The sequence below is a fragment of the Compostimonas suwonensis genome (genome assembly GCF_002797855.1).
Classification (GTDB): Bacteria; Actinomycetota; Actinomycetes; order Actinomycetales; family Microbacteriaceae; genus Compostimonas; species Compostimonas suwonensis.
In genome coordinates, this window is the sequence record NZ_PGFB01000001.1 from 329,976 (window position 1) to 343,465 (window position 13,490).

The 13,490-nt window shown below is 68.5% G+C and carries 12 protein-coding genes and 1 tRNA gene; 8 read left to right on the forward strand and 5 right to left on the reverse strand.

Annotation, left to right across the window (positions count from 1 at the left end; translation table 11 throughout):
• Nucleotides 1-44: 44 nt before the first annotated feature.
• From CLV54_RS01460 to CLV54_RS01470, 3 genes are all read left to right on the forward strand, one after another.
• Complete coding sequence (locus tag CLV54_RS01460; RefSeq protein ID WP_100343179.1) at nucleotides 45-1,319, forward strand: coiled-coil domain-containing protein; 1,275 nt, start codon at nucleotides 45-47, stop codon at nucleotides 1,317-1,319.
• A 150-nt stretch (nucleotides 1,320-1,469) separates the two neighbouring features.
• Entirely contained in the window at nucleotides 1,470-2,459 is a 990-nt protein-coding gene (locus tag CLV54_RS01465; protein WP_100343180.1) for an NAD-dependent epimerase/dehydratase family protein, read from the forward strand.
• Between the two features lie 62 nt (nucleotides 2,460-2,521).
• Nucleotides 2,522-2,932 (forward strand): ribosomal maturation YjgA family protein, encoded by a 411-nt coding sequence (locus CLV54_RS01470; RefSeq protein WP_245861221.1) that lies wholly within the window; start codon nucleotides 2,522-2,524, stop codon nucleotides 2,930-2,932.
• Between the two features lie 25 nt (nucleotides 2,933-2,957).
• On the opposite strand, the gene CLV54_RS01475 is transcribed toward CLV54_RS01470, so the two are convergent.
• Nucleotides 2,958-3,326 (reverse strand): hypothetical protein, encoded by a 369-nt coding sequence (locus CLV54_RS01475; RefSeq protein WP_157802757.1) that lies wholly within the window; start codon nucleotides 3,324-3,326, stop codon nucleotides 2,958-2,960.
• An 814-nt stretch (nucleotides 3,327-4,140) separates the two neighbouring features.
• On the opposite strand from CLV54_RS01475, the gene CLV54_RS01480 reads away from it, so the two are divergent.
• Nucleotides 4,141-4,662 carry a hypothetical protein gene (locus tag CLV54_RS01480; protein ID WP_157802758.1) on the forward strand — a complete coding sequence of 174 codons (522 nt, stop codon included), beginning with the start codon at nucleotides 4,141-4,143 and terminating at the stop codon, nucleotides 4,660-4,662.
• Between the two features lie 5 nt (nucleotides 4,663-4,667).
• Here CLV54_RS01480 and CLV54_RS01485 read toward each other — a convergent pair whose 3' ends face one another.
• The 3 genes from CLV54_RS01485 to CLV54_RS01495 all read right to left on the reverse strand — a co-directional run bounded on the left by CLV54_RS01485 (nucleotide 4,668) and on the right by CLV54_RS01495 (nucleotide 9,286).
• Nucleotides 4,668-5,963: a WxL protein peptidoglycan domain-containing protein gene (locus CLV54_RS01485; RefSeq protein WP_211294404.1), complete on the reverse strand. Its 1,296-nt coding sequence runs from the start codon at nucleotides 5,961-5,963 to the stop codon at nucleotides 4,668-4,670.
• Between the two features lie 137 nt (nucleotides 5,964-6,100).
• A complete protein-coding gene (locus tag CLV54_RS01490; RefSeq protein ID WP_100343184.1) occupies nucleotides 6,101-7,936 on the reverse strand; it encodes a fibronectin type III domain-containing protein in 1,836 nt (611 codons plus the stop codon).
• Nucleotides 7,937-8,059: 123 nt separating this feature from the next.
• On the reverse strand, nucleotides 8,060-9,286 hold the full coding sequence (locus tag CLV54_RS01495; protein WP_100343185.1) for a HupE/UreJ family protein: 1,227 nt from the start codon (nucleotides 9,284-9,286) through the stop codon (nucleotides 8,060-8,062).
• 319 nt (nucleotides 9,287-9,605) lie between these two features.
• Here CLV54_RS01495 and CLV54_RS01500 point away from each other — a divergent pair, with 319 nt between their 5' ends.
• Nucleotides 9,606-10,361 carry a type 1 periplasmic-binding domain-containing protein gene (locus CLV54_RS01500; RefSeq protein WP_245861223.1) on the forward strand — a complete coding sequence of 252 codons (756 nt, stop codon included), beginning with the start codon at nucleotides 9,606-9,608 and terminating at the stop codon, nucleotides 10,359-10,361.
• A 187-nt stretch (nucleotides 10,362-10,548) separates the two neighbouring features.
• Here CLV54_RS01500 and CLV54_RS01505 read toward each other — a convergent pair.
• Nucleotides 10,549-10,632 (reverse strand) — tRNA-Leu (locus CLV54_RS01505).
• A 314-nt stretch (nucleotides 10,633-10,946) separates the two neighbouring features.
• Between CLV54_RS01505 and CLV54_RS01510 the strand changes: the two genes are divergently transcribed.
• Genes CLV54_RS01510 through CLV54_RS01520 form a run of 3 tightly spaced genes read left to right on the forward strand, consistent with a single transcriptional unit; the run spans nucleotide 10,947 to nucleotide 13,472 of the window.
• Nucleotides 10,947-11,696, forward strand: a complete 750-nt coding sequence (locus tag CLV54_RS01510; protein ID WP_100343186.1) for an FHA domain-containing protein — start codon at nucleotides 10,947-10,949, stop codon at nucleotides 11,694-11,696.
• Nucleotides 11,693-12,232: an FHA domain-containing protein FhaB/FipA gene (locus CLV54_RS01515; RefSeq protein ID WP_245861224.1), complete on the forward strand. Its 540-nt coding sequence runs from the start codon at nucleotides 11,693-11,695 to the stop codon at nucleotides 12,230-12,232. Before CLV54_RS01510 ends, CLV54_RS01515 begins: the two co-directional genes overlap by 4 nt.
• 4 nt (nucleotides 12,233-12,236) lie before the next feature.
• A complete protein-coding gene (locus CLV54_RS01520; RefSeq protein WP_100343188.1) occupies nucleotides 12,237-13,472 on the forward strand; it encodes a Stp1/IreP family PP2C-type Ser/Thr phosphatase in 1,236 nt (411 codons plus the stop codon).
• Nucleotides 13,473-13,490 lie beyond the last annotated feature (18 nt).

Genomic DNA, 13,490 nt, shown 5'->3' on the forward strand with positions numbered 1-13,490 from the left:
GCTCACACGGCAGACCGTCAGCCGCCTCCCCTACAATTGCGGCCATGGCGAACGGGCTCTGGTGGCTTCCATCCCTCGTCGTGTTCGGTGTCACGGCCGCGATCGTCGCCGTCATCGTGCTGGCCGTCCGTGCCCGGCGTCGCCGCGGCATCGGCTCCGGCGCACGCGAGCCCGACCGCCTCGACCGCCAGGCCAACCTCATGCTCGTGCGGGCCGATGACGCGGTCACGGCCGGCGAGGAGGAGCTCGGTTTCGCCCTCGCCCAGTTCGGCGAGCAGACGACCGCCGATTTCACCGTGAAGCTGCGCGAGGCCCGCAGCGAGCTGACGGAGGCCTTCCGCCTCAAGCAGAGCCTCGAAGACGCCGTCCCCGACAGCGATCGCGAACGCCGGGAGCGCACGAAGCGCATCATCGCGCTGAGCGAGTCGGCGAGCGCACGCCTCGACGAGCAGCAGCGCCGCTTCGACGGCATGCGCACCCGCGAACGCCATGCCCCCGAGGCCCTGGCCCGGCTCCGTGCCGCGATCTCAGGGGTGCGCTCACGGCTGCCCGACGCCTCCGCGGCCGTCGAGGCACTGCGTCGTCGTTACGCCGCCGGGGCTCTGAACTCGATCGACCAGAACATCGACCGCGCGACCCGCTTCGTTCAGGATGCCGCGAGCAACGCCGATGCGGCAGCCGGGCGGGCCACGGCGACCGCACCGCCCTCCGCGGGCGACCTCGTGGGCGTGGGTGAGGAGCGCCTGCGCAGCGCCGTGAGCCTGCTCGATGCGATCGTGCGCCTCGAGGAGTCGCTCGCGGCCACCGCCCGCACGCTCGACGAGCTCGTCGCCGAGACCCGCCGCGAGCTCGCCGAGGCGAGGGCTCTGCGCGACCGCCACGAGGTGCCCGAGGCCGGCACCGAGCTCAACGCCGCCATCGCGCACGCGGAGACGACCCTCGCCGCCGTCACCGCGAGCACCCGGATGCCCGATCCCGTGGCCGACGTGGAGCGGCTGCGCGAGGCGAACGCGGCCCTCGACACGGCTTTCGCCGAGGCCCGCAGCGGCCAGCAGCGCATCGAGAACGCCCGCGCGGCCCTCGACGGGGCCATGCGCATCGCACGCAGCCAGATCCAGGTGGCCCGCGACGTGATCGGCGGCAACCGCGGGCGTGTGGGCGCCGACGCCCGTACCCGGCTCGCCGAGGCCGAACGCCAGCTGATGCTCGCCGAGGCGACGGCCGACCCGGTCGAGGCCCTCGACACCGCCCGGCGGGCGACGCGGCACGCGAACGACGCCGAGGCCCTCGCGCACTACGACGCCGGAGCGCGCTTCTGAGCTCGCCGGTCGCGGCGCACGATGCTCGTCGCGGCGCACGTTCCACAGTGCGCCCCGACGAAGAACGTGCGCCGCGAGACCATGGCCTGGACCGGCAAGCGCGGCGCATGGATAGAGTCGTGGTGTCGTATCGAGACGAGGAGCAGGTAAATGACGCGAGGGCGAGTTCTCTTCCTGGGTGGCACCGGAACCATCAGCACCGAGTCGGTGCGCGCGGCGCAGGCACGCGGCTTCGAGGTGACCGTGCTCAACCGCGGGCACAGCACCTCGCGCGAGGTTCCGCCGGGGGTGGAGGTTCTACGGGGTGACGTGCGGGACGCGGCATCCGTCGCCCGGGCCGTCGACGGCCGCGACTTCGACTCCGTCGTCGACTTCATGGCCTTCACGCCCGACCACGTCGCGCAGGCCGTCGAGCTCTTCGAGGGGCGCACGGGGCAGTACGTGTTCATCTCCTCGGCGTCGGTGTACCGGAAGCCCGTGCCGCGCCTGCCGATCACCGAGTCGTCCCCGGTCGGCAACCCGTTCTCGCAGTACGCGCGCGACAAGATCGCCTGCGAGCAGCTCCTGCTGTCGGCCTACCGCGACCGCGGCTTCCCGGTCACGATCGTGCGGCCCTCGCACACCTACGACCGCCAGACCGTCCCCCTCTTCGGCGGCTGGACGGCGATCGAGCGGATGCGCCGGGGCGAGCCGACCATCCTGCACGGCGACGGCACCTCGCTCTGGGTCATGACCCATTCGCGCGACTTCGCCGTCGCCTTCACGGGGCTCATCGGCAACCCGCGCAGCCACGGCGAGGTGTTCCAGATCACGAGCGACGAGATGCTCACCTGGAACCAGATCGCCGAGCAGCTCGCGACGGCCGCGGGCGTCGAGCCGAACGTCGTGCACGTGACCTCGGCGGCCCTCGTGGCGGAGGCGCCCGAGGAGGCCGCCTCCCACCTGGGCGACCGCACGCACTCGGTGATCTTCGACAACGCCAAGGTGAAGTCGCTCGTTCCCGAGTACACCGCGACCACGCCGTTCTGGGCGGGTGCTCGCGAGATCGTCGAGTGGCACGACGCGGATCCCGCGCGCCGGGCCGCCGACGAGCGCATCGAGCAGCTCTTCGACCGACTCGTGGCGGGCGCGAGCCGCTGAGCGAGCGGGCGGGCGAGCCGGCAGGCGGAGCACCGGGCCGGTCGGAGGAGGCCGGGGCGCGCGTGCTGCCGCGGCATCCGTCATCCGCAACTCGGCGTCTCGCGCTCGGCGGCGCGGCGGTGGTTGTGGTCGCCGCGGGCCTCGGAGTGCATCTCGCGGTGCCCGGGGTCGTCGGCGATGCCCTCGCCGATGCGCTCTACGCCGTGCTCGTCTACCTGATCGTCGCTCTCATCGCACCCCGGCTGCGCACCGTCGTCACCGCCGCGATCGCGTTCGCCCTCTGCGCGGCGGTCGAGCTGCTGCAGCTCACGGGCCTCCCCGAGGCGCTCACCGGGCTCTGGGCGCCGTTCCGGCTGCTGCTCGGCACCACGTTCTCTGCGGCCGATCTGCTCGCCTACGCGGGCGGGGTGGTCGTCGTTGCCCTGGTGGATGCCGGTGCCCGGCGTCGGGCGCGACGAACCGCCGCCCGCTGAGGAGCCGAGCCGGCCGGCGTGAACGCTACTCGGTGACCTGAACCGTGAAGGTGACCGTCGTGTCGCTCGTCGAGTTGGTGAGCACGACCTCGGTCTCTCCGACCTCGAGCGGGGTCAGGCCGGGGTTGAACTGCGCGCTGCCGTCGTCTTTTCCGGGCGTGAACTCGACGATCGCCGAGTCGTCGATGTCGGCCGTCCAGGCGGTGACGTCTTCGTCGTCGCCCGTCACGAGGTCGACCACGTTGTCGAGCGGAACGATGACCGTGGTGCCGTCGGCGTCGGCGAGGTCGACGATCACGGGCGCGACGATGCCCGTCGAGGAGGAGTCACTCGAACCCGAGTCCCCGCTGCCGGAAGAACAGGCCGTCGCCCCGAGGGTCAACGTGACAGCCAAGACCGCAAACGAGGCAAAACGGGCGATTCGAGCCATAGGAGTTCCTTTCGAAGGAGGTGATGGCCCAAGTTAGCACTCAGCGCTTGCCCACAGGAATAGGGGCACGATCCCCCGAACGGGTTCCTTACGGGAACGGCGATCTCAGGCTCTCGGAACGGCGTTCTCCGGCACGTCCACAGCTTTATCCACAGCCGTTGTCCACAGCCCGCGCGCGCTTCCCTGCGTTCGCGAGGTGCGACTCCGACCATCGGTCAGAACGTCCTGTCGGTTCTCGGAGCTCAGTTGAGCACGTTCGATTTCGCCGGGCTCACCGTGCGCCCGTCATCCCGGCGCGCATGGCCTCGGATACGGCGCGACCTCAGCCAACGAATCACCGGACTCGACCTCCGCAGCCAACGCAACCGGCATCGCACTCACCACCGACCCGGTAATCGCGATAATCGCGGCCGCCCCCCACATATCGAAACCAATGCCGCGGTCTGATAACGGACTTCTGTCCCATGCTTTCCCCCCATTGGAAACACAGCGCGAACGCGCCGAAGTTCCACTAACGATATTCACCGGTTCTTTTCACCGGAAGACGTTAGTTCTGAGGACATACAAAAACCATCGCTGACTCATAAACTGACTCAGATATGGCATCAACGACCACCAACCCAGGCAACTTGTGAAGGCCCGTAAGGTCCGACAGCCGTGGTCCACCCGCGCTCTGGCGATGGTCCTCGGAGCGCTCTGCGCCCTGTCGCTCTCAGCATGCGCAACCGGCCACTACGACCCCTACGCGCAAGAACTGGACGCCCCACGCGTCCGCGGAATGCAGTTCGTGACGAGCTACGAACATCTGACCTCTCAAGGTCAGATACGTGAGATCGCGCGCACGACCAACGACTGGTGCGACGACGCAATGAGTGCGCCACCATGGCGCTTCTACGACCAGGGGCTCCGATGCGTCGCAGAGTTCGAAGTGATTTTCGTCATCGATGATGAAATCGACCCCGTCGCCGCCTCGCAGGCAATCGACAATTTTCTCAGAACCCAGAACCTGAGCTTCTCTCCTCTGTCAGCGTACGTTCGGGATGATCCCGGCGTTGTTGAGACCAGAGGCAGATTTGTGGAAACCGGTGCTCAATTCGACTACGGGTCGGTTGAAGTGACCTTCGGACGCACGGACAGCAAACTCCTGGCCACGCAGATCGGCCAACGATTTCACGCGCAACCGCTCTCCAACGAGGGAACGATGACTGACGAGACCAGTGCAGACGTCCGCCGCTCCGGAGCGAAATTCTTCATGTCGCTCGACGCCTCGGTGGAGTACTACAACACAGAGAGGGGATAGGAGCCCTAGCCGACGGGCGTCGTCTCGGGCTTCCCCTGCGACTCCTCCGGCTCGCTGTCGGAGTCATCGGTCGCGTCGGAGTCATCGGTGTCCTCCGCGGCATCCGTCGCCTCAGACATCTCGGCCTTCTCAGGGGAGTCCGACTCCGAGGCATCCACTGTCTCGGGCACGTCCGCCTTCTCCTGCGTCTCGCTCTTCTCAAGAGCGTCCGCCTTCTCAGAGACGTCGGCCTTCGCCGAGCTGTCGGCCTTCTCGGCGGCCTTGCCTGTGACCGAGGCCACAGCTGCCGCCACGGCGGCATCGTCCGGTGTGCCGCGCGTCTGGAGCGCCTTCTCGACGGCAGCGGCCACGCGGGCGTCCTCGCCCTTCTTGCGGCGCTTGCGCAGGAGCACCAGCAGCACGATGAGTCCGGCGACGAGCACGATCACGACGAGCAGCGACCACGGAACAGCCCACGTCGTCGCCTCGGCCTGCGTGGCCGCGATCGTGGAGGGGCCTTCGACGCCGTCCGGGAGCGCGGGAGTGAGTGCGGCGTTCGCGCTGAGGAGGAAGGCCGGGAACACGTCGGGAACGGGCACGGACACCTGCCAGGTCTCCCCCGGCAGCAGCTCGGGCACGGCGGCGACACCGCTCGCCGTGATGGGCAGCAAGCCGAACGGGCCCGAGAGGGTGACGAGCTGGGTGGCGGTCAGCCGCACGTTCCCGGTGTTGCGCACGGTGTAGGCGACGGTGGCGGTGCCGGTTCCGAAGGGGTTGAAGGTTCCGGAGTAGTCGACGCGCATGTCATCGACGGCGAGGCTCGGAGCGAGCTCTCCGCCGACGCGCATGTGGATCCGGATGCCCAGGCGCCGGTCGACGCTGATGCCCTGGTCTTGCTGGGGCTGGCCGAGAGAGGTGACGATGCCGCCCGCGTAGTCGCCGGGTGTCGCATCCGCCGGCACGACGACCGTGAACGGGGCCTCGACGGAGCCGCCCGGCGGGATCTGCACGTGGTCGGAGGCGAGGGTGACCCAGGCGCCGAGGGCGACCGACTTGGTGTCGCGGGTGACGACGTCGAGCTGTCCGCTCGAGGTCGTGAAGCCGTCGGCCGCGTAGATGTCGAGGTCGAGGGGCTCGGTGTCGTGGTTGGTGATGACGAGCGCGTCGCTCACCTGCCCACCGGGGTCGACCGAGTACTCGAAGTTCTGCCGATCGGTGCCCTGGTCGTTGGATGCCGTTCGAACTCCCCAGGTGACGTCCACTCCGTCTGTCTCCGCCGCCAAGGCCGTGCCGGCGGTGAGCGGACTGACTGCGACGAGCATCGTCACGAACGCTGCAGTGATGAGTGATCTGGTGCGGGGTGCTCGGGCGGACATCTGGTGTTCCTCAGCTGATCGGGGATAGGGAGTGGTCGGGGCGGAAGTCTCGCGACTGCCGCCCCGACCGGTGGTGAAACTGTTTAGCTCAGTGCGGTGAGCGTGAGCGTCGCCTGGTACGTTCCGTCCGTGACCTCGACGGGGATGTCGAGCTCGAGTCCTGCGCCGAGCTTGGCCGAGCCACGGGCGTGACCGGTCGCGGCCGAACCGAGGGTCGACGAGGCCGAGAGGCCGTCGCCCGAGACGAAGCCGGACTCGACCTTGTCACCGGCGACGGCGTCGCCGCCGGCCTCGACGACGGACGGGGTCCATCCGAGGTACTTGCCCGAGAACGACTCGTCACCCGAGGTGAAGTCGCTGACCTGAGCCGAGATCGACCACTCCGGGCCCGAGAGACGGGTGTCCGTCACGCGGATCGGGTTGATCGAGCCCTCGGCCGAGTAGTGGTCGCCCGACTCGACGGCGGTACCGAGGTCGACGAGACCGTTGGTTCCATCGACGGCCCAGACGAACTCGCCCGGCGTGGCCTCAGGCACGGTGACCTGGAGCTGCTGGGTGTCGACGTCCGGGGTCTCGGCACGGTTCAGGGTGACCTGGTCGACCACGCTGTTCACCGGCTTGTCGGTGCCGTTTGCCTGGCTGCGGAGGGTCTTGACGGTGATGGTGTCGTCGGTGACCTCGACGGCGCTGTAGTTGCGCACCTTCTCCTGGTTGGCGACCGAGAGCCACCAGAAGCCCTGCGACTGGAGGTCGTAGTACTTCGAGCCCGATGCCGAGTTCGCCGTGATGTAGAGCACGCCGCCGGGGCCGGCGGTGACGGTGTCCGCACCGGCGGCCTCGTCGGGGTTGGCCTTCTCACCGTTGCGGATGAGGTAGCTGCGCGCGTAGCTGTGGTCGTGACCCTGGAGGACCAGGTCGAAGCCCAGCTCGGAGAAGAGCGAGGGGAGGACGTTGCGGCGGTCTTCAACGTCGCTGTCGGTCGCGTGCGGGCCACCCGAGTAGATCGAGTGGTGGAACGCGATCATCTTCCACTTGGCTTCGTCACCGTGCTCGGCTACGACGTCGCGGATCCACTGGATGTGCGAGGTGTAGTCGCGGCTGTTCGAGTTGATGTCGAGGAAGAGGACGCCCTTGTGGATGAACCAGTAGTCGCCACCAGCACTGCTGCCCGAGCCGGGGCCTGCTGCGCGGTCCGTGTTCGGGGTGTTGAAGTGCTGCTCGTACGCCTTCGAGCCCACGTCGTGGTTTCCGTTGGTCGCCACGAACGGGATCTCGCGCAGCTGCTCCGGCTGCAGGAAGGCCGTGTACTGGCCCTCGTTGTTCGCCGACTCGACCTGGTCGCCGGCCGAGAAGAGCAGCTCGGCGTCCGGGTACGCGGTCGTGGAGACGTTGACCGTGTCGATCCAGCCGGCCGCGTCGCTCGCGACGTTTCCGGACGATCCGATCTGCGGGTCGCCGAAGAACAGGAAGTTGAAGTCGCCCTCGAAGTCCTGCGTACGGAAGGTGTAGGTGTCCGACCAGTCGCCCTCGCTACCGACGCGGTACACGTAGGAGGTGTTCTCCTGCAGGTCCGTGAAGGTCGCGAAGTGGTTGAACTCGCCGCTGGTGGTCGCGCCACCGGTGGAGGTGACGGTCCTCGACGATACGGGGAACGCGCCGTCGACGACGCCCGAGGCGAGGCCGATCTGCGCGACCTGGGTCGTGTTGGCCGGCGAGTACCAGGCGAGGTTGCGCTGGGTCTCATTGGCGCCGACGCCGAGGATGATGTCGGAGACGTTGACGGTGGCCGCATTGGCCGCGGTCGCCCCGAGAGCCGAGCCACCCGCGACGACGGCGAGGCTCACCAGAGCAGCCGCGATGCGCAGGGAGGCGCGGTGGTGCACAGACGGCGTCGCCTGTGTCGTGTCTTTGATAGACATGTGTCTTCCAGTGCCTTTCAGATGAGGAATGCGCAGATCGCGCATACTCACGCTCTTCCCGCTTGATGAATTACATATGAATAGAGTGCTGTCGAGTGGTTGACCGGCGTTAACAAGCACACGTCATTCCAGCCCGAAGATGCGTTGCACGAACCAGAACAGACCGATGACGGTCACGACGGCCGCGACGAGGGCGCCGGCCCAGAGCCCCACCCGCGGAGAGCGGCGCCGCAGGAGCGTCAGCAGCGGGAAGATCACGATGATGATGCCGAGCTGCACGGCCTCGATGCCCACGTTGAAGACGAGCAGCGACCACAGCAGCGTCCACGACCACGGCTCGTCGATGCCGAGCGCTCCCGCGAAGCCCAGGCCGTGCACGAGGCCGAAGCAGAAGACGACCGCGAGGCGTGTCCAGTCGGCCCGATCCAGGCCCAGCCAGCCGGACGGCTGCGGCGCCGTCGGGTCGTAGGCCGCGGTGCGGGACGGATGACGCCACAGCCCCCACAGGTACCAGGCGGCGACGACGGCGATCGAGAAGGCGATGATCGGCTCGACGATGAACGCCGGGACCTGCACGAAGCCGAGCGCCGCGATCAGGAAGGTGATCGAGTGGGCGATCGTGAAGGTGGTCGCCGCGAGCACCACGTCGCGCAGACGACGCGAGCCGACGATGAGGGCGAGCAGGAAGAGGATGTGGTCGAGACCGCCCAGCAGGTGCTCGGCCCCGAGCAGGAAGAACTCGCTGAACCGGTCGGTCCAGGCCTGCTCGGTCGAGAAGGTGGGGTTCGCGGCATCCAGCGCGGCGCTTCCGTCTTGGCCGTCGAGGTCGTAGGTGACGATCGTCTTGGTGTCGCGAACGTAGCCCTCGTCGTCGGGGAACAGGCCGCTCGTGATCTCGTGGGACTCGGATCCCTCGGCGCAGTCCTGGTCGAGCACGAGCACCGCGTACGGCACGCCGTCGCGTTCCTCGACGGTGAAGTCGCCCACCTGCGTGGCCTCGCACGGCGCGCCGCCCGCGGCGACGGTGAAGCGGTCGTTGACGTAGTCGACGACCGCCTTCTTGTGCTTGTTGAGCGCGATGGCCTCGTCGCCCGTCTCGAACAGGTCCATGCCCTCGTCGAAGAAGCTGGGGTCGTCGTAGTTCTCGGCGGCGGAGACGACGAGGAGGTCGTACTCGAGGCCGAGCTCGGTCTGCACGCTCCCGTCGTCGGGAGCGGTGACGTCGACGTAGACGACGGAGCTGAAGCCGTGGGCGAGGGCGGGAGTCGCGGAGAGCACGGCACCCGCCGCTGCACCGAGCGCGATGATCGTGGCCGCGATCGTGAGGGCGGGACGGAGACGACGAGACATGGGGGGAAGATCCTTCGGTAGACCCGCATAACCTGCCCCATTCAGGTGAACGCGATACGGCTTGGAGGCGAACCCCCGGATAACGCACCGATGCCGGCAGGCCCCCGTTCCGCCGGAGCGGGCGGCGTCATAGTAAAGGAGGGCGAGCGCTCCCGGTTCTCACGATCGTTTCCTCGGTGTTCACCTTTCTGACGCCATGCTGACATCCCTCGGCTGCGGGCGCCTGCCACTGTCGACCGTCGGCGGTACGCAGCCCCGGAGCCCGGCGACGGGCAGGCCGGGTTGCCCGCAACCCGCGACTCCTCGGAGGATGAGTTCTTTGACCAGCACACCAGCGACACCCCGCGAGTCGCGACGCCGACCCCGTCGAGCCGCCCTGCTCCTCGCGACGGCCGCAGCGGTCTCGGCCGTCGCGCTCCTCACCGGATGCGCGGCCTCCGCACCGCAGGTCGGTCCCAACACGACCACGGCCCCGGATGCCGCGGCGGATGTCCCGCGGGATGCCGCCCCCCAGGGCCTCAAGCCCCTGGGCCCCGGCTTCCTCGGCAGCGTCACGACGCCCTCCCCCGAGGCGACCATCACGCCCGAGGTCGGCTCCTGGGACGGCGTCACGCCACCGCCCGGGTATCGCGTCATCCTGCTCTCGGCCGGCGACGACGCCGCGACCGCGACCCTCGTCACCGCCGTGACGAACTGGGCTCGGAGCACGGGCGTCGACCTGCAGGCCATGACCGCGTCGAACGACGACGGCATCGAGGCCGACATCGAGAAGGCCGTCGAGCTGGAACCCGACCTGGTGGTGAGCGCGGGTGACAAGATGATCGACGTGCTCATGCTGCTCAGCTCGCAGCACCTGAACCAGCAGTTCCTCGTCGTTGGCTCCGAGCTCCCCGAGCCCACCGGCAACGTCACCTCGGTCACCTGGCCGGGCGCGACCTTCCGCGGCACCGGCCTCGGTGCCGCCGACCAGCCGGACCCCGCCGCCATCACCCCGGAGCGCGCCGCCGCGGCCGTGCCCGCGGGCGTCGCGAGCGTGCTGCACGGCCTGACCGGCATAGTCGTCCGCCTCGAGTAGACGAGGCCGCCCGCCTCGCAGCGCCTCACCGGCCGCGAGTCGCGGCAAACCGTTCATTCCGAGCTCGGTGAGAACGGTATGACGCGACTGGCGCGACCTGTCTGAGACAGCGAAAGCCCCCGATCTCTCGGGGGCTTTCTTCGTTCGCAAGACCTTCTGCACAACAGCTGTTGCGAGAAGCTCTTCGTGCGCGAGGGGGGACTTGAACCCCCACGCCCTTTCGAGCACTGGCACCTGAAGCCAGCGCGTCTGCCAATTCCGCCACTCGCGCGAACTTAGAGAGATTAGCATTTTGCTCGCGCGCGCGCCATTTGAGATCGACTCCGATCCGTCGGCTCGCGGGCGTTTCTCGGTCCGTCCTCGGTCCGTCCTCGTCGTCGGCACGCGAAAGTCCCGGCGGCACGAGGATTCTCTGGGGTCCGGCGGAGCTTTCGCGAGGCCTGGGCGAACCGGGGCACGCGACGTCCGCGGGCCCTGCACAATCGCCCGCGAACGCCCGCGATCCACCCCGAGAACACCTGGGCTCGTCTTTCCAGCCTGGACAAGTAACATGCTCATAGCCGTGCGAACCAGATCGGGAGACCTGTGGGCATACTGGACAACTTTGAGAAAGGTCTTGAGCGGGCGGTCAATGGCGCCTTCGCCAAGACCTTCAAGTCGGGGCTTCAACCCGTCGAGATCACCTCTGCCCTTCGCAGGGAGCTCGACACGAAAGCCGCCGTCGTCTCACGCGACCGCATTCTCGTTCCCAACCGCTTCGTCGTGCGGATGTCGCCGAAGGACTACGAGCGGATGGCGGCCATGGGGCCCACCCTCGTCGACGAGCTCACGCAGCTCGTGCAGCGTCACGCCTCCGGCCAGGGCTACCAGTTCGCGGGCGCCGTGACCATCGCCCTCACGCGCGACGAGTCGCTCAGCGAGGGCCTCGTGCAGGTCGACTCGCAGAACGTCAAGGGCGAGGTCTCCTGGACCCCGGTTCTCGACATCGGCGGCAAGCGCTACCCGATCGTCAAGTCGCGCACGGTCATCGGGCGCGGCAGCGACGCCGACATCACGATCGACGACACGGGCACCTCGAGGCGCCACGTCGAGGTCATCTGGGACGGCGGCCGGGCCCAGATGCGCGACCTCGGCTCCACGAACGGCTCGCAGCTCAACGGACAGCCCGTCAAACAGGCGCTCCTGGAGCCGGATTCGGTCATAACGATCGGTCGAACCCGTATTGTGTTCCGAGTGCTCCCCCAAGCATCCGCCATCGACCAGTTCGCCGACCTCCGCGTCGACGATCAGACGACCCGCCACGACATGAACGGCTTCTGGGGGCCCGCCTCGTGACCAGCGAACTGACTCTGCTCGTCTTGAGGATCGGATTCCTGATCCTCCTGTGGGCTTTCGTCTTCGCGATCGTCTACGCGCTGCGCTCCGACCTGTTCGGGCAGCGTGTGCGCAAGCTCCAGCCCGAGGCCGCCGCCGCGCCCGCGGCGAGCGCGAGTGCGAGCGCCCCCGCTCCGGTCCGGCCGCCGCAGGCGCCCCTGGCGCCGCAGCCGCCCGTCAGCTCCCGCCCCGTGGCGACGACGACGACGGCGAGCCGCCTCGTCATCACCTCCGGCTCGAAGGAGGGCATGGAGATCCCGCTCGGCCGCGAGCCGCTCACGATCGGGCGCTCGAGCGAGTCCGGCCTCGTGATCCGCGACGACTACACCTCGACGCATCACGCGAGGCTCATGCTCTGGAACGACGAATGGATGGTGCAGGACCTCGACTCCACCAACGGCACCTTCCTCGATGGCAAACGAGTGACGGTGCCGACCAAGGTTCCGCTCAACACGCCGATCAAGGTCGGCGCGACGAGCTTCGAGCTGCGGCGGTAGGTGGATGGCGACACAGACGAAGGGCGCAGCCGTCTCCCACGTTGGAAAGATCCGCTCCAACAACCAGGACTCCGGCTACGCGGGTAGAGAGCTGTTCGTCGTCGCCGACGGCATGGGCGGCCACGCGGGCGGCGACGTCGCCTCCGCGATCGCGGTCAAGCGCATCATCGAGGCCGACACCGACTACCCCACCGTGCACGACGCGGAGTTCGCCCTGCAGGCGGCCCTCGTCGCCGCCAACGCGCAGCTGAGCGAGACCGTCTTCGAGCACGCGGAGCTCACCGGGATGGGCACGACGGTCAGCGCCATCCTGCGCGTGGGCGACCAGATCGCCATCGCCCACATCGGCGACTCGCGCATCTATCTGTATCGCCAGGGCGAGCTCAGCCAGATCACGACCGACCACACCTTCGTGCAGCGCCTCGTCGACAGCGGGCGCATCACCGAGGAGGAGGCCATGGTGCACCCCCGTCGCTCGGTGCTCATGCGGGTACTCGGCGACGTCGACTCCTCCCCCGAGATCGACACCCAGATCATGTCGATCATCCCCGGCGACCGCTGGCTCATCTGCTCCGACGGGCTGAGCGGCGTCGTCATGCACGACGACATCGAGAGCATCCTCGCCTCGAGCGACGACGTCGACACCGCCGCCGACCGTCTCGTCAAGGCGAGCCTCGACGGCGGGGCGCCCGACAACGTCACGGTCGTCGTCGTCGACGTGACGGATGCCCCGGTGCCGCCGGCCGCGCCCGTCACCGTCGGCTCGGCCTCCGTGCCCCTCGCCTTCGACGGCAAAGAGCTCGCCCCCGCACCCCGCGCGCTGCGCCTGCCGAGCCTGCGCCACCACCCGGTGCGCCAGACCCACTTCGAGCCCGAGTCGGAGGACTACCTCGACGAGCTCATCGAGGAGGACGCCCGCCGGGCCCGCCGTCGCAAGATCACCTGGCTCGTCGGCATCGTGCTCGTGGTCGCAGCCCTCGTGGTCGCCGCGATCATCGGCTACCAGTGGACGCAGTCGCTGTACTTCGTGGGCGTCGACGCCGACGGCACGATCGCGATCTACCGCGGCATCCAGCAGAACCTGGGCCCCATCTCGCTCTCGAGCCTGTATACCGACACGGGCATCGACGTCGACAGCCTGCGCGTCTACGACCGCATGCAGGTGGAGCAGACGATCAGCGCCGACTCCCTCCAGGGCGCCCTCGACATCGTGGATCGGTTGAAGAATGCCGGCAACTGAGAACCGCTCGGGGCCCGT

Coding starts and splice junctions, on each gene's coding strand:
- CLV54_RS01465 (WP_100343180.1), top strand. CDS start 1,470: ATGACGCGAGGGCGAGTTCTCTTCCTGGGTGGCACCGGAACCATCAGC.
- CLV54_RS01460 (WP_100343179.1), top strand. CDS start 45: ATGGCGAACGGGCTCTGGTGGCTTCCATCCCTCGTCGTGTTCGGTGTC.
- CLV54_RS01490 (WP_100343184.1), bottom strand. CDS start 7,936: ATGTCTATCAAAGACACGACACAGGCGACGCCGTCTGTGCACCACCGC.
- CLV54_RS01495 (WP_100343185.1), bottom strand. CDS start 9,286: ATGTCTCGTCGTCTCCGTCCCGCCCTCACGATCGCGGCCACGATCATC.
- CLV54_RS01485 (WP_211294404.1), bottom strand. CDS start 5,963: ATGCTCGTCGCAGTCAGTCCGCTCACCGCCGGCACGGCCTTGGCGGCG.
- CLV54_RS01480 (WP_157802758.1), top strand. CDS start 4,141: ATGCAGTTCGTGACGAGCTACGAACATCTGACCTCTCAAGGTCAGATA.
- CLV54_RS01520 (WP_100343188.1), top strand. CDS start 12,237: ATGGCGACACAGACGAAGGGCGCAGCCGTCTCCCACGTTGGAAAGATC.